The 21,951-nt window shown below is 67.4% G+C and carries 11 protein-coding genes; 7 read left to right on the top strand and 4 right to left on the bottom strand.

From position 1 onward, the window contains the following. Positions 1-159: 159 nt before the first annotated feature. The 3 genes from AB7O82_RS15595 (at position 160) to AB7O82_RS15585 (ending at position 1,545) form a co-directional block, all read left to right on the top strand. Positions 160-432: a type II toxin-antitoxin system VapB family antitoxin gene (locus AB7O82_RS15595; protein ID WP_428545914.1), complete on the top strand. Its 273-nt coding sequence runs from the start codon at positions 160-162 to the stop codon at positions 430-432. Positions 433-443: 11 nt separating this feature from the next. After that, positions 444-797, top strand: a complete 354-nt coding sequence (locus AB7O82_RS15590) for a type II toxin-antitoxin system VapC family toxin (protein ID WP_428545911.1) — start codon at positions 444-446, stop codon at positions 795-797. A 178-nt stretch (positions 798-975) separates the two neighbouring features. Further along, on the top strand, positions 976-1,545 hold the full coding sequence (locus tag AB7O82_RS15585; RefSeq protein ID WP_428545908.1) for a hypothetical protein: 570 nt from the start codon (positions 976-978) through the stop codon (positions 1,543-1,545). 50 nt (positions 1,546-1,595) lie between these two features. Here AB7O82_RS15585 and AB7O82_RS15580 read toward each other — a convergent pair whose 3' ends face one another. Continuing rightward, complete coding sequence (locus AB7O82_RS15580; protein WP_428545905.1) at positions 1,596-2,912, bottom strand: hypothetical protein; 1,317 nt, start codon at positions 2,910-2,912, stop codon at positions 1,596-1,598. Between the two features lie 306 nt (positions 2,913-3,218). Continuing rightward, entirely contained in the window at positions 3,219-8,054 is a 4,836-nt protein-coding gene (locus tag AB7O82_RS15575) for an NAD-glutamate dehydrogenase (RefSeq protein WP_428545902.1), read from the bottom strand. Positions 8,055-8,567: 513 nt separating this feature from the next. Here AB7O82_RS15575 and AB7O82_RS15570 point away from each other — a divergent pair. Further along, positions 8,568-10,385 carry a ribonucleoside-diphosphate reductase subunit alpha gene (locus AB7O82_RS15570; protein WP_428545923.1) on the top strand — a complete coding sequence of 606 codons (1,818 nt, stop codon included), beginning with the start codon at positions 8,568-8,570 and terminating at the stop codon, positions 10,383-10,385. Positions 10,386-10,505: 120 nt separating this feature from the next. Then, positions 10,506-11,468 carry a ribonucleotide-diphosphate reductase subunit beta gene (locus tag AB7O82_RS15565; protein WP_428545899.1) on the top strand — a complete coding sequence of 321 codons (963 nt, stop codon included), beginning with the start codon at positions 10,506-10,508 and terminating at the stop codon, positions 11,466-11,468. On the opposite strand, the gene AB7O82_RS15560 is transcribed toward AB7O82_RS15565, so the two are convergent. Both AB7O82_RS15560 and AB7O82_RS15555 read right to left on the bottom strand, forming a co-directional pair. Further along, positions 11,461-11,850 carry a type II toxin-antitoxin system RelE/ParE family toxin gene (locus tag AB7O82_RS15560; protein WP_428545920.1) on the bottom strand — a complete coding sequence of 130 codons (390 nt, stop codon included), beginning with the start codon at positions 11,848-11,850 and terminating at the stop codon, positions 11,461-11,463. The two genes, AB7O82_RS15565 and AB7O82_RS15560, sit on opposite strands and share 8 nt — an antisense overlap. After that, on the bottom strand, positions 11,753-12,034 hold the full coding sequence (locus AB7O82_RS15555) for a type II toxin-antitoxin system ParD family antitoxin (RefSeq protein WP_428545917.1): 282 nt from the start codon (positions 12,032-12,034) through the stop codon (positions 11,753-11,755). The genes AB7O82_RS15560 and AB7O82_RS15555 overlap by 98 nt, the downstream gene beginning before the upstream one ends. Positions 12,035-12,644: 610 nt before the next feature. Here AB7O82_RS15555 and AB7O82_RS15550 point away from each other — a divergent pair. Together AB7O82_RS15550 and AB7O82_RS15545 are read left to right on the top strand one after the other, a co-directional pair. Next, a complete protein-coding gene (locus tag AB7O82_RS15550) occupies positions 12,645-21,434 on the top strand; it encodes a hypothetical protein (RefSeq protein ID WP_428619743.1) in 8,790 nt (2,929 codons plus the stop codon). Positions 21,435-21,536: 102 nt separating this feature from the next. After that, positions 21,537-21,941 carry a GFA family protein gene (locus AB7O82_RS15545; RefSeq protein ID WP_428545893.1) on the top strand — a complete coding sequence of 135 codons (405 nt, stop codon included), beginning with the start codon at positions 21,537-21,539 and terminating at the stop codon, positions 21,939-21,941. Positions 21,942-21,951: the final 10 nt, after the last annotated feature.

Genomic DNA, 21,951 nt, shown 5'->3' with positions numbered 1-21,951 from the left:
GCTCGATCGCCCATGCCAAAGCGTGCCAGATTTCTCGACCTGCCCGACCAACGAAAAGCTCAATATCCACAGGCATCAAACCCTCTATGATGCCCCACATTCACCCACTCGAATCCGCGAAGAGCCCCTATCTTTTTATTTCAGGACGAAGGAAGAAACATGGCTTTGAACATCAAGAGCCGTGAAACCGAGCAGGTCGTCCGCGACCTGGCAAAGCGCACCGGGCTCAGCATCACCGAAGCCGTGCACCAAGCTGCGGTCGAGAAGCTGCGCAGGATGGACGAGGACCGAGAGCGGCGCCGGCAGGCCATCTACGAGATCATGGAACGTGCGAAAGCCTTTCCCGTTTTCGATTCCAGGCCTGCCGACGAAATCCTTGGTTACAATGACGAAGGCACTTTCGAGCGATTGTCGTCGATTCGTCTGCGCTGATCGCGATTCTCTTGAATGAGCCGGACGCAGGATCGTTTGCCGATGCGATTGTTGATTCGGAAGGGCGGACAATTTCGTCGTTCAACATGTTCGAGTCGCACGTTGTCATCCATCGGCGGTCGCGCGAGAGCGGCGTGCAAGTACTGACGAGCTTGCTTTCGCAACTTCGATTGACAACAGCACCGTTCGACGACGCCCAAGCAGCACTCGCATTCGAGGCTCATTGTCGATACGGAAAAGGCAATCATCCTGCAGCGCTCAATATCGGCGACTGCGCTGCTTATGCGCTCGCCAAGAGCCTCGACGCGCCATTGCTCTTCAAGGGTAATGACTTCACCCGAACCGACATTCGTAGCGTGCTCTAGGCGATGGCGGCTTAATCGGGCATAATCCAAGTCCCACCGGAGTCGCCAATGATCCGTCTTCTCAGCTTGGCTCTCGCCCTCCTGCTCTCCGTCGCGGCGCCGTCGTGGGCGCAGGACTGTACCGACTCGCCGCCTCCGCCGCCGCCGTCCCAGCCCACGACCTGATCGGAGGCGCGGCATGCGCTCCATCGCCAGTGTCGCCGCGCTCGTCGCGCTGGCGTCGCTGAGTGCGTGTGCGAGCCGCAGCGATCTCACGCTGCAGCCCGCTAATGTTTCCAGCCTCGACGTGGCACGCGGCCCAGCACCGGCCTATCGCAATGCCGTCGCCCTGGCGCCGGTGAGCGTTGGCCGCGATACCGGCACCCCTTGGACGGTGCGATTCGGCGCAACTCAGGTGCAACAGGCGCTGATGGAGACTCTTTTGGCGGCGCGGCTGGGAACGGCGCAGAGCGGGCGTTTCCGGCTCGATGCCACGCTGCTCAATCTGGAGCGGCCGTACGCCGGCTTTGCGATGACCGTCACGGCGACCATCGCCTATCGCCTGATCGACAGCCGGACCGGCGCCGTCCTTTACAATCAGACCATATCGACCATCGGCAGCGCCACGCTGAACGACGCCATCACCAACGAGAACCGGTTGCGCATCGCCGACGAGCGGGCGGTGCAGGCCAATCTGCGGCAGCTGGTCGAGGATCTCTACAGTCTGCCCGAGCCGCAGTCCCGCATGGCAGGCACCAGGAGGTATTGAAGCCCCCACGCAGCCGCCACTTTCTCCGTTCGCTCATTGCAGACTTCCGCCTAGTAGCGCACTGCCCTGAGCGGTTCGAGCTGCCGTACCTTGGCGGGAGGAAAATACTTGAACGCGGCCTCCGCCGACGCCTTTGCCACATAGCTCTTCGCCCATCGATAGGTTACCAGCGCCTCTCCAGCATCCTCCTTATCGATCGCACCTTCGACGCTGATCTCAGGCGCCGGCGCTCCCGTTGATATTCTCTGCATCTGCCCAACCATGCCGCTTTCGGTTTCGGCGAGGACTACATTGAGCTCCCTCAGCCGATCGACGATCGCCCGCTCGAGGAGCTTGCGATCGCCACGCCCGAGCTGCGAGAGGGTCGCGAAGTGCTCACTCTCCGGCGTCATCTCCTTATTGTAGGGGAAGAAGGTAAGCGCCTTGATGACATAGGTCGCCCACCAGGCCCGCTCGTAGAGTTCCGCCAGCGGCCCACGCGAAATGTCAGAGGGGCTCTTTCCGAAGAATTCCCACTTCTTCGCCCAGTCGTTGCGCAACGTCTCGATGTGGCGAACGATGTTGCTTCGAGCCTGCTCCTTGGAGCCGCCGCTGAAGGCGAGCCATGCCTCGCCGAACTCCGACTCCTGATTCAGCCATTGCTGAACTTTCTTGAACTCACCCAGCACCAGGCCTTTCGAACCCTTGAGGTTCTTGTTGAGGTCCTGGCGCAGCGACTCGAGCCCACCAGTCGAGTCTATCCTGTAAGGCACCATTTCGGGCGGCTTCGGAAAAGCCAGCGGGAGGAACCGGTTGCCGGTGTCCTTTGCAATTTCGCCAAAGACACTCGCCTGCATCCGGGTGAACTGGAACGGCGTCGACAGCACTACCTTGTTGGTCACGAGAATCGTTTCGGCAAGATAGGTTTCGACGGTCGGGGCTTTGAAGGCGTCGACAAGATCGGTTTTCCCGCTGCCAATCTGCAGCTTCGGAAGTCCTGCCTTCACGAACTCGCCGACATAGGCCATGGCCCCCATGGTGAGCAGCGAGAAGACAAGATTGTTGATGAAGGCGGCCCTGGCAGCATCTTGCGCGCGTTCGCTCTCAACCCGCTTCATTGTCCTGTCGCGCATGTCGTTGGCAATGGCGACAGCGGCCAGGACCTCGCCGAACGCAGTCTCCCATTTTCCGAGCGACCCTTCGTAGTCCTTGTAGATGTCGTCCATGATTTTGTAGGCATAGTCGCAGAGATCTCGCGCATTCCGAATTGCGGGATTGGCTTCGCGGTCGGATGGCTTTTGCTGTGGCTTGGGTTGCGACTTCGCGTTGGGTGCCGGAACCGGACCGGCCGGCGGCATGAACTGCTTCAAGAGCGCATCTACGGCCATTAGGGCCTCCTTACACCGTGGATCCCCGGGACAATGGCCCTGATCGCGCTGTAAGACCTTCGCCGTTGCTTGATTTGTCGTTTAGATGGGCTTGATTATTCGCGGAGACCGCGCGGGGAATGGCGTGCAGCTCCACCTGTCGGATAGTGTGCTCGACATCGTCCGGCGCGAGCTGGTGCATGCCGGGGACACCTGGAGGCCGAGCCGCAGGTGTTCGACCTCCTACGTCGCCGTCCGCAGTTGCGTCGCTCGATGACAGGCGTGCCTGGACTGAGCCCAGGCAGGAAGATCAGGCCCTGGCCAAAGCTAGACGAGACTGCGCAGCTCCGTGATCGCGACCGACAGCATGGCGAGATCGAGCACGCCGGCAGTCGGCAGATCTTCCTTGAGCAGGCGGTCGATGCGTTCGAACGCGAGCCTGCGCGGTTCGCTCCAGCGCGCCAGCACCACGTCCGGCTCGATGGTCCCGGTCTGGGTGGCGACGCGCAGGGCCGAGGTCAGGAGATCGGCGTGCAGGGCGGCAAGATCGTCCTGCACGGCAAGCGCCGCCTGGGCCGGCCACTGCCCGTCGCGCGGCAGCTTCAGCGCGGCGTTCGCCAGAGTGGCGAACGAGAGCCGTTCGCCCAGGCGGAAGTAGAGGCGGCTCGCCGCCTCGATGCTGCAGCCGTTTGCTCGGGCCGCCTGCATCAGATCGCCGGCGGCGGCCAGGGTCTCGAGCGCCGCGGCGCGACGGGCCAGCGCGGCCGGCGCTCCCATCGCCTCGAAGACCGCCGCCCGGTCGGCGAGCGCCGCGTTCTCGGCCTGCCCCACCAGGGTGGTCGGCAGGTCGCCCATGGCGCTTACCGCAGCCCCGAGTTGCTCGGTTGCCGCCATGGTGTCGAGCGGCTGCGGCAGGCGGCGCAACGTCCATTGCACCGCCCGGGTGAGGAAGCGCTGCGAGGCGACCAGCATGCGCACCTGCGCCTCGGCCTTGAGCGCCTGGTCGAGCCCTTCGATGTCGCTCCACAGATCGCGCAGCTTCCAGGCGTCGCGCACCACGGCGAAGGCGCGGGCGATGGCCGCCGCCGACGCGCCGGTCCGCGACCCGACGTTGCGCACGAAGGTCGGGCCGCAGCGGTTGATCAGCGAGTTCATCACCTGCAGGGCGGCGATCTCGCGCCTCAGGCGATGGTCGCGGATCGCCGGTGCGTACCTGTCCTGCAGCGCCTGCGGGAAGTAGCGCATCAGCTCGCCGACCAGCAGCGGGTCGTCGGGCAGGTCAGACGCCAGGATCTCGTCGTGGAGATCGATCTTGGCGTAGGCCAGCAGCACCGAGAGCTCGGGGCGTGTCAGATAGTGGCGGCTCTGGCCGCGGCTGCGCATTGCTGCCGAATCGGGCAGGAACTCGACGGCGCGGTCGAGCCGACCCTGGCGCTCGAGCGCGCGCATGAAGCGCTCCAGCCGGTCGTGCTCCTCGCCGGCCTGCTCTGCGGCGACGCTGATCGCCTGGCTCTGCTGGTAGTTGTGCCGCAGCACCAGTGCCGCGACCTCGTCGGTCATCGAGAACAGCAGCGCGTCGCGTTCGGCGCGCGGCAGCAACCCGCGGAGGATCGCCTCGCCGGTCGCGATCTTGATGTTGACCTCGTGGTCGGAGGTGTCGACGCCGGCCGAGTTGTCGAGCGCATCGGTGTTGATGCGGCGTCCGGCCAGCGCCGCCTCGACGCGGGCGCGCTGGGTGAAACCAAGATTGGCGCCCTCGCCGATCACCCGCGCCCGCAGCTGGTTGGCATCGACGCGAATCGCGTCGTTGGTGCGATCGCCGGCGTCGACATGGCTCTCGCCCGACGCCTTCACGTAGGTGCCGATGCCGCCGAAATAGAGCAGGTCGACCGGTGCCGTCAGGATGGCGCGCATCAGATCGGCCGGCGTGACGCTCGGCACCTCGATACCGAGGACCGTGCGCGCCTCGGGCGAAAGCGTGATCGACTTGGCCGAGCGATCGTAGATGCCGCCGCCGGCCGACAGCAGCGCTTGGCCGTAGTCGCGCCATGACGAGCGCGGCAGGTCGAACAGCCGCTTGCGCTCGGCCCAGCTCTTCGCCGGGTCGGGCAGCGGGTCGATGAAGATGTGACGGTGATCGAACGCGGCGACCAGCCTGATATGCTGCGACAGCAGCATGCCATTGCCGAACACGTCGCCCGACATGTCGCCGACGCCGGCTACGGTGAACGGCGTCACCTGGATGTCGTGTCCCAGCTCGCGGAAATGGCGCTTCACCGACTCCCAGGCGCCGCGCGCGGTGATGCCCATCTTCTTGTGGTCGTAGCCGGCCGAGCCGCCCGAGGCGAAGGCGTCGTCGAGCCAGAAGCCGTAGTCGCGCGCCAGCGCATTGGCGATGTCGGAGAAGGTGGCGGTGCCCTTGTCGGCGGCGACCACGAGGTAGGGATCGTCGCCGTCGTGGCGCACGACATCGGCCGGCGGCCGGATGCCGCCCTCGACGTAGTTGTCGGTCAGGTCGAGCAGGCCGCGCACCAGGGTCTGGTAGCAGGCGATGCCCTCGGCCTGGATCTGCTCGCGCGTACCGCCTGCCGGAGGTTGCTTGACATAGAAGCCGCCCTTGGAGCCGACCGGCACGATGACGGCGTTCTTCACCATCTGGGTCTTCAGCAGGCCGAGGATCTCGGTGCGGAAATCCTCGCGCCGGTCCGACCAGCGAATGCCGCCGCGCGCCACCCGCCCGCCGCGCAAGTGGATGCCCTCCATGCGCGGGCTGTAGACGAAGATCTCGACCAGCGGCCGCGGTGGCGGCAATTCGTCGATGGCGCGGCTGTCGATCTTGAAGGATATCCATTCCTTCGGCGTTCCATCGGCGGTGCGCTGCCAGAAATTGGTCCTGAGCGTGCATTGGATGGCGCTGAGGAAGCGGCGCAGGATGCGCTCGTCGTCCAGGGTCACCACCGCGTCGAAGGCGGCGGAAATCGCGACCTCGATCGCGGCGATGCGCGCCAGGCGGTCGGCCGAACGCGCCTCGCCGAGGGCCGGATCGAGACGGGCGGCGAACAGCTCGGCGAGGCCGCGCGCGAACGCCGGATAGGCGGCGAGCGTCGCTTCCATGTAATCGTGGCTGAAGGCGATGCCGACCTGGCGCAGGTACTTGGCGTAGGCGCGCAGGATGGCGACCTCGCGCCAGGCGAGCCCCGCTCCCAGGACCAGCCGGTTGAAACCGTCGCTCTCCAGCTTGCCCGCCCACAGCCGGTCGAGAGTCTCGGCAAAGCGCGGGCCGGAAACGTCGAGGTCCACGGCGGACTTGTCCGTCGTCTCGACGCTCAGCACCTGCAAGGCGACGACGGGCCCCGGCTCTTCCGCCTCGGCGCCCAGCATGAACGGCACTTCGCTCAGCACCCTGAGGCCAAGTCTTTCCAGGGCCGGCAGGATGTCGGAAAGCGCGATCGGCTCGGCGGGATGGAACAGGCGCAGCGTGAAGCGATGCGGCGGCAGGGCGGACCCGCGCTCGAGGCGCACGCCGAAGTCCTGGCCGGCCAGCGCGGATTGCACCAGGCCGAGATCGGCGACGGCGCTCTCCGCGGTGAAGCTGTCGCGGTAGGCCGAAGGAAACCAATCGTCCCAGCGGCGGGCGGCAAGGCGGCCTTCGACCTCGCCGAGGCCGGCCTGCAGGGCGGCGCGGAAGTGATCGCTCCACGATGTCGCGGCGTCGGCGAGCGCACGCTCCAGCTCGCCGAGATCCGGCGTCGGCATGTCGCTGGCGTGGAGCTTCAAGGTGTAGAGCGACTGGCCGAGCGCGGAGTCGCTGCTGACGTTGGAGTCGACCGACGTCACCGTGCCGTTCCAGGCGCGCTCGAGGATCTCCACGAAGCGATCGCTCAGGGCGGCATCGAAGCGCTCGCGCGGCGCCAGCACCAGGCAGGTCGCGAAGCGGCCGACCGCGTCGCGCCGGACGAACAGCGCCACGCGCCGGCGCTCCTGCAGCTGCAGAATGCCCATCACATGGTCGAACAGCGTGTCCTCTTCGAGCTGGAACAGCTCGTCGCGTGGATAGGAGTCGAGAATGGCCAGCAGGGCCTTGCCGTCATGGCTGTGCTTGTCGAAGCCGGACCGGCGCAGAAGGGCGTCCGCCCGGCCCCGCAGCAGCGGCACGTCGTGCACCAGCGCGTGGTAGGCCGCCGAGGTGAACAGCCCTGCGAGGCGTCGTTCGCCGGTCACCCGGCCATCCTGGTCGTAGGTCTTGACGATCACGCAGTCCATCGCGCCGCTGCGATGCACCAGCGACTGCCGGTCGGTCTTCAGGATCAGGATGTTGTGCGGGCCGCGCGCCACCCGGCTCATGGCTTCACCGGCGCCCAGGCCGGCCTCGAACAGGCGCACCTCGTCGCGTCGCAGGATGCCGAGCGAGGAGCCCGGCATCAGATCGAAGCGCAATCCGGATTCCTGTGCCGGATCGTCGACGTAGCGGTAGCGGCGATGACCGAGGAAGGTGAAGTTGTTGTTCTCGAGCCAGCGCAGGAAATCGCCGTACTCGCCGAGGTGAGGCGACTGGCTGGCGGCGAGATCATCGATGGCATCGATGCAGGCGTGCCGCATCGCCTGCCAATCCTCGACCGCCAGCCGGACCTCGGCCAGCACGCGCGTCAGCGCCGCCGACAGCTCATCCAGCAGGGCGGGATCGTTCTGCCGGTCGATCTCGACATGCATCAGCGATTCGAGACGCGCGGCTCTGCCGGAGTCTGCGGCAAACCCCACCAAGTCGCCATCGAGGTCGCGATGCATCGAGAGCACTGGATGCGCCAGCAGATGGACGGCGATCTCACGGCGATTGAACTCGTTGGCGATCGAATCGACTAGGAACGGCATGTCGTCATTGACGATCTGCGCGATGGTGTGGCGGCTGTCGAAGCCGTGGTCGGCCTCGGACGGGTTGAAGACCCGGACCTTGGCGACGCCCGGCAGCCGGCGTCGGGCGAAGGCGAGGAGGGCCTGCGCGGCCCCGGCACGCTGCTCCGGCGGGGCCAGGGCGAGGTCCTTGTCCGCAATGCGGCTATAAAGGCTGCGGGCAAAGCGGGCGGCCTCGTCGCCTCCCGGGCCGCCGTGGGCGGCTGTGCAGATGGCGTCCAAACGGTTCAATCGTGGCGCCAGCGCGATGGCCATGTCGGTCGATCCCCTGCCGAAGCGTCGGTGGATGTTACGTCTGACTGTGACGATCTGACGACACTAAGCGACGACGGCCAAAGTGCCCATGGCGGCTGACGTTTCCGCCATCGTGCCGGCGCGAGGGGGCCGATTCGCTACGGTTTCTGTCTGCGGCCCTTGGAATCCGCGGGAGAGCGCGTTTTGTTCTCGGTGCATGCTGCATCTGCGAACCAATCCGGGGGTCTCGAAAAACAAAATTTCAAGGCCGTATTCTGACGATATTTCAGGATGTTAGAGGCCCGTTCTTGAGATTCACATGCAGGGAATAAAAATGGCGATGACAAGGCAGGTCGTAGCCTTATCATCAAGGAATAGTGGGGGGCGGCAGATGCCTCCCAACATCTAGGTATCTTCCACAGAGTGTTCTATCCACAGCTGTGGACAAAAAGAAAAGGGGAGCCGCAAGTGTTTGATGTTGTTCAAGTTCGAAGCGGCGCTCGGGTTGTTACCGACGCCTCCCGCGACTCCCGACTGACAGCTTTCGGGAAGGCGACTCTGTCCGACCGCTACCTGATGCCGGGCGAGAGCTACCAGGAGATGTTTGCCCGCGTGGCGTCGGCCTATGCCGACGACGACGGCCATGCCCAACGCCTCTACGACTATATCAGCCGGCTCTGGTTCATGCCGGCGACCCCGGTGCTGAGCAATGGCGGCACCTCGCGCGGCCTGCCGATCTCTTGCTTCCTGAACGAGGCCAGCGATTCGCTCGAAGGCATCGTTGGGCTGTGGAACGAGAACGTCTGGCTGGCCGCCCGCGGCGGCGGCATCGGCTCGTACTGGGGCAACCTGCGCTCGATCGGCGAGAAGGTTGGCATGAACGGCAAGACCTCCGGCGTCGTGCCATTCATCCGGGTGATGGACTCGCTCACGCTGGCCATCAGCCAGGGTTCGCTGCGCCGCGGCTCGGCCGCGGTCTACCTGCCGGTCAACCATCCCGAGGTCGAGGAATTCATCGAGATCCGCCGCCCGACCGGCGGCGATCCAAATCGCAAGGCGCTCAACCTGCACCATGGACTTCTCGTGTCGGACGCCTTCATGCGGGCCGTCGAGAACGACGAGGAATGGGGCCTGGTCAGCCCCAAGGACGGCTCGGTCCAGCGCAAGATCTCGGCGCGCGGGCTGTGGATCCGCATCCTGACGGCGCGCATCGAGACCGGCGAGCCGTACCTGGTGTTCGTCGATCACGTGAACAAGGCCCGTCCCGAGCATCACAAGCTCGCCGGCCTCGAGGTCAGGACATCCAACCTGTGCAGCGAGATCACCCTGCCGACCGGGGTCGACCATCACGGAAAGCAGCGCACCGCGGTGTGCTGTCTCTCCTCGCTCAACCTCGAGACCTATCTCGAATGGCACGAACATCCGACCTTCATCGAGGACGTGATGCGCTTCCTCGACAACGTCCTGCAGGGCTTCATCGACAATGCCGGCAGCGATTTCGCGCGTGCGACCTACGCGGCGGTGCGCGAGCGCTCGGTCGGGCTCGGTGTCATGGGGTTCCATTCCTTTCTGCAGCAGAACAACATCCCGCTCGAATCGGTGATGGCCAAGGTGTGGAACAAGAAGATGTTCAAGCACATCCGCAGCCATTGCGACGCGGCGTCGACGGCGCTGGCGCACGAGCGCGGCGCCTGTCCGGACGCTGCCGATTTCGGCTTCGCGGAACGCTTCTCCAACAAGCTCGCGATCGCGCCCACCGCCTCGATCTCCATAATCTGCGGCGGCGCCTCGCCCGGCATCGAGCCGTCGGCGGCCAACGTCTACAACCACAAGACACTGTCGGGCTCGTTCGTGGTCCGCAATCCCTACCTCGAGAAGGTGCTCGAGCAGAAGGGCCGGAACGACGAGGAAACCTGGACGTCGATCATGGTCGACCAGGGCTCGGTGCAGCATCTCGACTGCCTCGACGACCATGAGAAGGCGGTGTTCAAGACCGCCTTCGAGCTCGACCAGCGCTGGCTGGTCGAGCACGCCGCCGATCGCGCCCCGTTCATCTGTCAGAGCCAGTCGCTCAACCTCTTCCTGCCGGCCGACGTGCACAAGCGCGACCTGCACCAGATCCACATGATGGCCTGGAAGCGCGGCGTGAAGAGCCTCTATTATTGCCGGTCGCTCAGCATTCAGCGCGCCGAGACGGTGGCGGGCGAAGCGCTCGCCCAGCCGCTCGGCGATCTTGCCCTCTCAGCGCCCATAATCGACGCCCCCTCGGCGCCGGTCGGGCCGATGCCGCTCGGCGTGCCGACGGCGCCGGCCCGATCCAACGATTACGAAGAATGTCTTAGCTGCCAGTAACTGCCATCGTCCTCGCCGCGCCCGCCGGTGAATTCCGGCGGGCGCGACGGGACCCTTTTTGCTTCATCGATTTCGTCCCGGACCGCGGGCGTCTCGCCCGCTCATGATCAGGTTGCCGCCATGTCCCTGCTCGATGCCAAGCCGATCTACAAGCCATTCCACTATCCCTGGGCGTACGACGCCTGGCTGACCCAGCAGCGCATTCACTGGCTGCCCGAGGAGGTGCCGCTGGCCGACGACGTCAAGGACTGGCGCAACAAGCTCACCGACAGCGAGCGCCATCTGCTGACGCAGATCTTCCGCTTCTTCACCCAGGCCGACGTCGAGGTGAACAACTGCTACATGCGGCACTACTCGCGCATCTTCAAGCCGACCGAGGTGCAGATGATGCTGGCCGCCTTCTCGGCCATGGAGACCGTGCACGTCGCCGCGTACAGCCATCTGCTCGACACGATCGGCATGCCGGAGACCGAGTACTCGGCCTTCCTCCACGTCAAGGAGATGAAGGACAAGTACGACTACATGCAGGGCTTCAACGTCGAGTCGAAGGCCGACATCGCCAAGACCCTGGCCGTGTTCGGCGCCTTCACCGAGGGCCTGCAGCTGTTCGCCTCGTTCGCCATGCTGATGAACTTCCCGCGCTTCAACAAGATGAAGGGCATGGGCCAGATCGTGTCGTGGTCGGTGCGCGACGAAACCCTGCATTGCAACTCGATCGTCCGCCTGTTCCGCACCTTCGTGCAGGAGAACCCGGAGATCTGGACCGAGCCGCTGCAGCGCGAGATCTACGTCGCCTGCTCGACCATCGTCGACCACGAGGACGCCTTCATCGATCTGGCGTTCGAGATGGGTGGCATCGAGGGCATGACCGCCGTCGACGTCAAACGCTACATCCGCTTCATCGCCGACCGCCGGCTCACCCAGATCGGCCTGCAGCCGATCTACCGCAGCGACGCCAAGAACCCGCTGCCGTGGATGGACCAGATGCTGAACGCCATCGAGCACACCAACTTCTTCGAGAACCGCGCGACCGAGTACTCGAAGGCATCTACGCGCGGCACCTGGGACGAGGCGTTCAGCTAGCGAGGTCCCAGTTCTGGCCGCCGTAATAGAGCCGGAGGATCACCACCTCGTGCTTTGATACGGTAAATGTAATCGCGACCCGGCGCTCGAATCCGATGACACGCAAGCCTGGACGCAAGTCGATGCGTCGCTGGCCTCGTTCGCCCGTGAGCTCAAGGCCAAGGCAGTAATCCTCGAGACGCTCGATGTAACTTTGAGCAACATCGGCGCCAGCGCGTTCGGCGATCCAGTCGCCAATGTTGGGTAGATGCGCGCCTGGGGCGTGAAGGTGACCGTTCGACGAATCAACGACGTGCCTTGCGCCGCCCTTCGTAACGGGCGCGGGCCTCCGCGAAGACCGCTTTGGCCGGAATCCTGCTCGAGGGGTCAGCCATGGTCGCATCATACGTAGGCACGACCTCCTCGCGCAGCCAGCGTTCGAACGCAGCGTCACGCTCCTGCAAGGCACGAAGTCCTGCTCTGATCACCTCCGACGCGGAGGCATAGGCGCCTGACTTCACCTTGGCATCAATGTAGCGGGCCTGCTCCGTCGGAAGACTGAACGTGCGCTTGGAAATGTCGGACATGGGCAAAATCTCTTGGTATGAATTTCTCATACCAGGTCGCGAAAAGCTTGCCACCGCCGGATTCGGTGCTGGCCCACTCTTCGGTCTAGCTGCACGAGAGCCGCTGCTGGCAAGCGGGTACTGTACCAGCGCCGGATCTTGGCCGGCGACCGCCCACGGTGCGCCGACGACAGAATCGCTGGTCGGTCCGGTGCCCAGTTCGCGGATGACCAGCACGGGAACCGCGACCAGGGGAATTCCCCAGCTCGCCTGGTACAAGGCGTAGGCGATCGCCAGGCCGCGCAACGAGCGATGGCGCACCAGGTAGACGACGCCGGCGAACGCTTCCTGGACGAGGGAGCCCGGAGTCACAAAAACGCTACGTCCAGGCCCAGAGCTGGTTTCAGGACCTGGCGCTGGTCGAGATGTGAAATTCGACTCGCATCCTATTTGCATTGTCATGGAGCACTGAATCGCTCGCGATAGGCGAGAAAACCTGTAGCATCGATAGGGCTTCAGGGTGGGGGACTAGACGTTGCCGAGACGCCGGTTTCTTGCAGGCGTAGCGGCATTGGCGCTTGCCTGCGTATCGTGGTTTCCATTGTCCGGCGGGGCGGATACCGCCTGCACCGTGTCCGGCAGCATCGCGACCTGCACGGGCGATCAATCCGACGGCATCAAGAACGGCACGAGCTTCTCCAGCAGCATCACATCGCTCACCGTCGAGAGCCTGACCGGGTCGATCGGCCCCAGCCTGTCGGGCAATCTCACCAGCGGCGGCAGCCAGGCTGGCGTCATCCTGCAATTCACCGACGTCAGCCAGACCAGCGGCCAGACCATTCAGCTCGACGTCAACGGCTCGGGCAGCAGCGGCGTCCAGGTCAATGCCGCCAACGGCTCCGGCTTCTACGTCTACAACAGCGGCAGCACCGGCCACGACGAAACCGGCGACAACAGCCACGCCGGCGGGACGGGCGGCGCCGCCTATGCCACCAGCATCACGGCATCGTCGCTCACCACGATGTCGATCGCCGGCACGTCGACCTTCGGGATCAACGCGAGCGGGATCGGCGGCCACGGTGGCACCGGCGGCACGCCGGACCTGGGCGTCGGCGGCGTCGGCGGCGCGGGCGGCACGGGCGGCGCCATCACCCTGTCGCTGACCGGCACGACCATCGACGCGTCCGGAGACTCGGCGATCGGCGTTCAGCTTTATTCGGCCGGCGGCACCGGCGGCGGCGGCGGCGATGGTACGTCCGGCAAGGGCGGTGGCGGCGGTGCCGGCGGTGCCGGCGGCGCGGTGCAGATCGGCAGCGGCGGCAGCACGTTCGTCACGGTCTCCAGCGGTGGCCGGGCGGTGTACCTGCAGTCGCTCGGCGGCGGCGGCGGCAACGGCAAGGCGGGATCCGGCGGCGGCGGCGTTGCGGGCGCTGGTGGCGACGGCGGCGCCCTGTCGATCGGTACCACGCAATCGGGCTCGTTCACCCTCTCGACCACCGGCACGAGCGGGACAGACGCCCACGGCTTCAACCTCTACAGCCTGGGCGGCACGGGCGGCGATGGCGGAAACGGCGATACCGACAAGGGCGGGGCCGGCGGCCAGGGTGCGCAGGGCGGCAACGTCACGGTCGGCACGGCGTCGGGTTTTGCCGCCACCATCTCGACCGCCGCCGATACCTCGCATGGTCTGTACATCGTCAGCAAGGCGGGGTTCGGCGGGACCGGAGGCGCGGGAGAGACTTTCGACAATGGCGGCAGCGGGGGTGCCGGCGGCGGGGGCGGCACGCTCGTGGTCGGCGGGAGCTGGACGGTCTCCACCGCGGGGACGCAGTCCTACGGCATCGCGGCCTACAGCCTGGGGTCGTCCGGCGGCGCGGGCGGCAACGGCGGCTGGTTCTCCGGCGGCGGCTCGGGCGGCTCAACCGGGACATCGGGATCCATCACGATCGACGTCTCGGGCTCGATCACGACCCTGGGCGCCGCGTCGTTCGGCATCGTCGCTCAGTCGATCGCGGGTCACGCGGCAAGCGCCGGCGGCGGCGTCGCGATCGTGACCTTCGCTGCCAATGGCGGCAGCGCCGGGGCCGGCGGCGCGATCACGGTGACCAACGCGGCCAACATCACGACGGTCAGCGACCAGGCGATGGCCCTCGTGGTGCAGAGCGTCGGCGGCGGTGGCGGCCACGGCGGCAGCGGCTTCAGCACGTACTATTCATCGGGGTCGGGCGGTCAGGGCGGCGACGGCGGCAATCTCACGGTCGTGAACTCGGGCAGCCTCGTGACATCGGGGACCGATGCCATCGGCATCATGGCCTATAGCGTCGGAGGCGGCGGCGGATCGGGCGGATTTTCCCTGACTTCCGTGACGTTTGGCGGCCTCGGCTCGAATCCCGGCAATGGCGGAACCGTGTCCATCACCAACAGCGGTGCCATCACGACGGGCGCAGCGACGGCCCAGCCCATTCAATCGGGATCCAATGCAGTCTGCGGCAGTGCCGGATGCTCGCAAGGCATTCTGGCCCAGAGCGTCGGCGGCGGCGGTGGACATGGCGGCACCAGCTTTGGCTGGTTCTCCCTGGGCAGTCCCTCCGGCAGCGGCGGCAGCGGCGACACCGTCACCGTCCAGAACACCGGAACCATCACGACCAGCCTCGACAACTCGACGGCGATCCAGGCGCAGAGCGTGGGCGGCGGCGGCGGCAATGGCGGCGGCTCAGGCTCGTTCAGCGTCAGCGGTGCCGTCGCCCTGGGTTCATCCGGCGGCACGGGCGGTGCCGGCGGCACCGTTTCGGTGACGTCGAACGGCACCATGTCGCTCAGCACGTCGGGTCAAAGCTCGCACGGCATCCAGGCCATCAGCATCGGCGGTGGCGGCGGCAACGGCGGCTTCGCGGTTTCGGCTTCCGCCAGCGTCGCCACATCGATCGGCGGGTCGGGCGGCACCGGCGGTACCGGCGGCGCGGTGTCGGTCTGCACCCTGGGCCTGTCGAGCGGCTCCTGCAGCGTGGCGACATCGACCGCCATCACGACGACCGGAAGCGGCTCGTTCGGCATCCAGGCCCAGAGTGTCGGCGGCGGCGGCGGCAATGGCGGCTTTTCGGTCGCGGCAAGTGTCGGGCTCGCGGCAGCCTCGGTTGCCATCGGCGGCTCCGGCGGATCGGGTGGATCGGGCGGCACGGTGACGGTCGGGTCGGGATCGACGATCGGCACGGCTGCCAGCAACTCGGTGGGACTCGGCGCGCAGAGCATTGGCGGCGGCGGCGGCCATGGCGGCATGGCGGTGTCGGGCGCTCTCTCGGTATTCGCCTCGGCTGCGGTCTCGGTGGGGGGCAGCGGCGGCTCTGGCGGCGATGGCGCGGCTGTCACGGCGACGACAGCGGGCTCGATCATCACCCAGGGCTCCCAGTCGGCCGGCCTCCTGGCCCAGAGCGTCGGCGGCGGGGGCGGCAGCGGCGGGATGGCGCTGTCGGGCGCCTTGGCCGATTTCGGCTCGCTTGCGCTCTCGATGGGGGGCTCCGGTGGCTCCGGGGGCCTCGGATCGACAGTCAGTGCAATCAACTCCGGTGCCATCGCCACACAGGGCCAGCAGTCGGGCGGCATCCTGGCCCAGAGCCTCGGCGGCGGTGGCGGCAATGGCGGGCTGTCGGTGTCGGCCTCCGCGGCCCTCACCATTGCCGCGATCGCGATCTCGGTCGGCGGCAGCGGCGGCTCGGGAGGCGACGCGTCGAGCGTCGCGGCGACCAACACCGGCACGGTCACCACGCAGGGCCTGCAGTCGGCCGGTATCACGGCGCAAAGCGTCGGCGGTGGCGGCGGCAATGGCGGCCTTGCGGTGTCAGGCACCGCCGCACTCAGCCTGGTCGCGGCGGCGGTCTCGGTGGGCGGTAGCGGCAGCTCCGGTGCCAACGGCGCCGATGTCACGATCACCAATACCGGCACGGTCACCACGCAGGGCCAGCAGTCGGCCGGCATCACGGCCCAAAGCATTGGCGGTGGCGGCGGTAATGCCGGCACGACAATCTCGGGGACACTGACGACGTCCGACACGTTCGCCCTGGGAGTCACGGTGGGACGAAATGGCGGCTCCGCCGGTACGGCGGGCCTGGTGAACGTTGTCTCCGGCGGCCGGATCGCAACCGCTGGCGACCAGTCGCAGGGCATGGTGGCTCAGAGCATCGGCGGGGCGGGCGGCAATGGCGGCATGAGCATCTCGGGCAACCTCGCCCTGGGCAGCAGCGGCAGCTTGGCCGTCACCGTCGGCGGCGATGCCGGCCCGGCCAGTCGCAGCGACAGCGTGACCGTGAGTGCCAACGGCGTGACCACGAGCGGCGCAAGCGCCGATGGCATCCTGGCTCAAAGCATTGGCGGTGCCGGCGGTCATGGCGGCTGGGCGATCGCCGCCAACGTCGCGACGACCAACACGATCACGCTCGGCGTGAGCGTCGGCGGCAGCGGCTCGAGTGGCGGCGTCGCGGAGGCGGTTTCCGTCACCAGCAGCGGAGCCATTGCCGTCTCCGGCAGCGGGTCGCGCGGCATCGTTGCCCAGAGCATCGGCGGGCAGGGCGGCGATGCCAGCATGGTGATCAGCGGCAGCTTCACGACGTCGGGCGACACCAACCAGGTCAACGTGAGCGTTGGCGGCAGCGGCGGCTCCGGGGCGATCTCCGGCGCCGCCACGGTGACCAACCAGGCCGCGATCTCGACCGGCAGCGCCGCCGGCAGCACGAGCTCGGCCGGCGCCTACGGCATCTTCGCTCAGTCGATCGGCGGCGGCGGCGGGCATGGCAGCGTGGCCTTCACCGCGACCCTCGACCAGGGAGCGCAATCCGCTGCGGTGTCGGTAGGCGGCGATGGCGGGATCGGCCAGACGGCGTCTACCGTGACCATCGGCAATTCCGGCCAGATCGGCACCACGGCCACGCAGTCGCACGGCATCTACGCCCAATCGATCGGCGGCGGCGGCGGGCATGGCGGGGCAACCGGGTCTCTCGAGACGACGAACGCGGGCAGCGAGTCGCAGTCCCTGAGCGTCGCCGTGGGCGGCAACGGCGCCGTGTCGAGCGCCGGCGGCACGGTCAGCATCACCAACACCGGCGCGCCGATCACCGTGACCGGCCGTGGGTCGGTCGGCATCTTCGCGCAATCGATCGGCGGCGGCGGCGGCAATGGCGGAACCAACGTGTTCACGGCGCCGGGCAAGACGGGCGATGGCACGACTGTCGACAGATTGTCCGTGGGCGTTGGCGGCAGCGCCGGCAGCGCCGGCAATGGCGGAACGGTCGAAATCCAGAACCTGACCGGTAGCTCGATCGTCACCGGTACGGGACTCAGCACGGACGGCTTCTCGGCGGTCATGCAGGGCGGCCATGCGATCTATGCCGAGAGCGTGGGCGGCGGCGGCGGCCATGGCGGTATCGGCACGATCGGCAAGGTCACCAACGGGACGGCTGGCGGCGACACAGCGGCGATTGCCGTTGGCGGGTCGGGCAGCTCGGCCGGCAGCGGCGGTAGCGTCACGGTCGCCAACTATGCGACGCTCACGACGCGCGACGACAATTCGTACGGCATCCTTGCCATGAGCGTCGGCGGCGGCGGCGGCAATGGCGTTGCCGGTATCCTGGGCAACGTGACCAATCAGGGCGGCTCGGCCCTCGACCTCGCGGTCGGCGGCAACGCGGGAAGCGGCAGCACCGGCGGCACGGTCGTGGTCAGCACCAGCGGCAACATCGCGACGGCCGGCAACGGGTCGAAAGCCCTGGTGGCGCAGAGCATCGGCGGCGGCGGTGGCCACGGCGGCGTCGGCATCGACGGCAAGGTGACGGCAACGTCGACCAGCTCGAGCAGCGCCACGCAGCTCAGCGTCGCGCTGGGCGCGTCCGGCGGCAGCGGCGGCGACGGCGGTTCCGTCACCGTCACGATTGCCAGCGGCGTCAGCCTGCGCACCGGCGTCACCACCGACGGCACGCCGGAGCATTTCCAGCAGATGGACGGCATCTTCGCCCAGTCGGTCGGGGGCGGTGGCGGCAATGCCGGGATGGGCGTCCGCGGAGACGTCTCGGACGAGAGCAGCCAGGGCAATCAGTCGAAGGCCTTGACCGTGACCCTCGGCGCCACCGGTGGCGCCGGCGGCTCGGGCGGTGGCGTCACGATCACCAACCAGGGCAGCATCACGGTGCTGGGCGATTCATCGCGCGGCATCTTTGCCCAGAGCGTCGGCGGCGGCGGCGGCAACGGCTCGGCCGGGCTGTCGGGCAGCGTCTCGGGCGCTTCCGGGTCGACGGTGACCTTTGCTCTCGGCCAGACCGGCGGCTCGGGAAGCGTAGGCGGCACCGTGACGGTCACCAACAGCGGGCAGATCACGACCGGCACGCCGCACGATGGGCAGTTCGTCAGCCAGCAGTACGGCATCTTCGGGCAAAGCGTCGGTGGCGGCGGCGGCGCCGGCAGCATGACCGGCTCGCTGCTGTTCGGCTCGACCACCAGCACGAGCACCACGCACGGCATCGCGATGTCGCTCGGGGGAACGGCGACCGGCGGAGACGGCGGAGCCGTCACCGTGACCAACCAGACCGGCGGTACGATCGTCACCTACACGGCGTCCTCGCACGGCGTGTTCGCGCAGAGTGTCGGCGGCGGCGGCGGCGCGGGCGGCGATCTCGGCGGCATCGGGTCGGCGAGCCAGTGGCAGGCCGCGATCTCGATCGGTGGCGGCGGCGGTTCGGGCAACGGCGGCACGGTGCAGATCGGCAACGCCGCCAACGTCACCACCCATGGCGATGGCGCCAACGCCCTGTACGCCCAAAGCATCGGCGGGGGCGGCGGCGATACCGGCGCCGGCAGCCGCTCGATCATCTCGACCCAAGGCACCAGCAACGCCAAGATCGCGGTCAATATCGGCGCCACGAGCGCCTCGAGCGGCGATGGCGGCACGGTGCTGGTCACCCATTCGGCCGGCACCCTCGTCACCCAGGGCCTCTCGGCCACCGCCATCCTGGCGCAGTCGATCGGTGGCGGCGGCGGCACCGGGAGCGTTGGCACGCTCGGGACCAGCGGCAGCACGCTCACGGTCGGCGGCACGGGCAGCGTGACCGGCAGCGGCGGCACGGTCACGGTCAACGTTACCGGCGGATCGATCAGCACCGGCTCGGCCAGCGCGACCGGGACCGTCGCCTCCTACGGCATCCTGGCCCAGAGCATCGGCGGCGGCGGCGGCCTCGGCGGCACCGTCGCCATGGGCTCGGTGAGCAACTTCGGCACCGACCTCGCGATGTCGCAGGGCACCTCGACGACCGGGAGCGGCAACACGGTCACGGTTGCGGTCAGCGCCAATGTCACCACAACCGGCAACAGCTCGGTCGGCCTGTTCGCCCAGAGCGTGGGCGGCGGCGGCGGCATCGCCGGCCAGCTGGATGCGCCGAGCGGAGCACTGGTCGGCAGCTCGGGCGGCAGCGGCAGTGGTGGCGCGGTGACGGTGACCTATTCCGGCACCTTGTCGACCAGCGGCTCGGCCGCGCACGGCATCTTCGCCCAAAGCGCCGGCGGCCAGGGCACCGGCGGCGCGGTCAGCGTGACGGTCGGCAGCGGCGCCAGCGTCTCTACCCAGGGCGCCAACGCTTACGGCATCGTGGCGCAGAGCGTCGGCCTGCAAGGCAACGGCACGATCGCCGTCGCGATCGCCCAGACTGCGACGGTGAGCGGCGGCAACGGCACCGGCGCCGGCATCCTCCTGCAGGGCGGCAGCACCAACACCATCACCAACCAGGGCACGCTCACGGCGTCGGGCGGCGTGGCGTCGGGCACCGCGATCCAGGTGACCAGCGCGGCCGGCCAGTCGTCGGTCGGCGCCACCACCATCGACAATTCCGGCACCATCAACGGCCAGGTCCTGTTCAGCGCCGGCACCGGCACGTTCAACAACCTGTCCGGCGGTACCTTCAACACCGGACCCTCGCTGTCGTTCGGCAGCTCGGGCGTGCTCAGCAACGCCGGCACCCTGTCGCCCGGCGGCACCGGACAGATCCAGACGACGACGATCAGCGCCGGCAGCCTCGCCCAATCGTCCGGCGGCGTGCTGGCGATCGACATCTCGCCGTCGGCCAACCAGGCCGACGCGATCGTGGTTGCCGGCACCGCCAATCTCGCCGGTTCGGTCCAGGCCAACCTTCTCAATACCCAGACCGCGAGCGGCGCGTTGACCATCGTGAGCGCGACCGGGGGCGTCGCGACCAGCACGCAGAGCAGCCTCGCCGCACCGTCCGGCACCGCGGTCATCACCTACAGTCTCGGCTATCCGAACAGCAACGACATCGTCCTCAACTACTCGATCAACTATGCCAACCCGACGGTGCTGGCGTCGGCCAACAGCAACCAGGCGGCGCTCGCCGGCGGCCTTCAGCAGGCGGCGAGGAGCAGCGCGCTCGATTCGAGCCTGAGCGGCCTGCTCGGCATCGCGACGGTCGGCGGCTATCTCGCCGCGCTCGATTCGCTGACGCCGCAGATCATGTCCGATCACCAGATCGCCACGCTGTTCTCCGGCATGCAGTTCAGCGATGCGCTGCTGAGCTGCGCGGCGCGCGACGGCGCCTATCGCTTCATCCGGCAGGACAGCTGCGGCTGGGCCCGCGTCGATGCCTGGGGCCTGTCGCGGCCGACCAGCACGCTCAATCGTGCCTTCAATTTCTCGTCCTTCCAGATCGCCGCCGGCGGACAGGTCGATGTCGGCGACGACTGGCTGCTGGGCGGCGGGCTCAGCGTCGAGTTCCAGAACATGGCGGTCGAAAGCCTCGCCTGGAGCAAGGGCACGTTCGGCCAGCTCGGCCTCGTCGCCAAGCGCACGTTCGGGGATACGCTGCTGTCGGCGTCGCTGGCGGCGGGCTACGGCCAGTACAACGTCTCGCGCCGGCTGTTCAACGGCGCGACCGCCGCCAGCGTGCTGCCGCACTGGATGATTGCCGGCCAGCTGCGCGCCGCGCACGCCTTCGAGTACGGCAACGTCTACGTCAAGCCGCGCGTCGATGCGGGCTTCCAGTATCTCGGCACGGGGGCGCTGACCGAGAGCGGCGCCGCCGGCGCCGGGCTCAGCGTGCAGGCGAGCGGTCAGACCTACCTCACCATCCAGCCGGCCATCGAGCTCGGCGGCGACGTGATGCTGGGCGGCACGCTGGTCCGGCCGAACATCATGGTCGGCCTCACCCAGTTCATCGGCAGCGCGTCACCCACCGTGACCGCGTCCTTCCTCTCGGCGCCCAGTGTCGCGCCGTTCACGATCAACAGCACCTTCGCCCGGACCTATCTCGACATCGGCGCCAACATCGACGTCTTCGTCCAGGGCAACGTCGTGCTGTCCCTCCAGGGCGCCGGGAAGTTCTCCGACTCGACGATCGGCTACGGCGGCGGCCTGAAGGCGGCGCTGAAGTTCTGAGCCGGCGACAGTGCCGCCACTGCCATTGTCTGGCAGCTTGGCCTGCTATCGCAACCAATTCCTACTCCTGTCCATTGTCGAGGCGAACGAGGAGGGCAGGCGATGAAGAAGACCTATCACGGCAGCTGCCACTGCGGCCGCGTGCGTTTCGAGGCAGACATCGATCTGGAAGCCGGCACCGGCCGCTGCAATTGCTCGATCTGCACCAAGCGGCGGGCCTGGAATGTCTCGATCAAGCCAACCGATTTCCGCCTGGTCTCGGGCAAGGACGAACTTGCCGACTATCAGTTCAACACCAGGCAGGGCCATCATCGTTTCTGCAAGCACTGCGGCATCACGCCCTTCGGCGATGGCGACGTCGCCGAGATCGGCGGCGCCTTCGTATCGATCAGCGTCGCGTGCCTGGACGACATCGCACCGGAAGAGCTCGCCAAGGTGCCGATCACCTACATGGACGGCCGCCACGACAACTGGTTTTCGCCCCCCGAGGTCACCAGCTATCTCTGACACTTGGCAG

Source organism: Reyranella sp. (assembly GCF_050185545.1).
GTDB lineage: Bacteria > Pseudomonadota > Alphaproteobacteria > Reyranellales > Reyranellaceae > Reyranella.
Note: the sequence above shows the minus strand (reverse complement) of the source record. Positions and strands in the feature narration are given on the sequence as shown.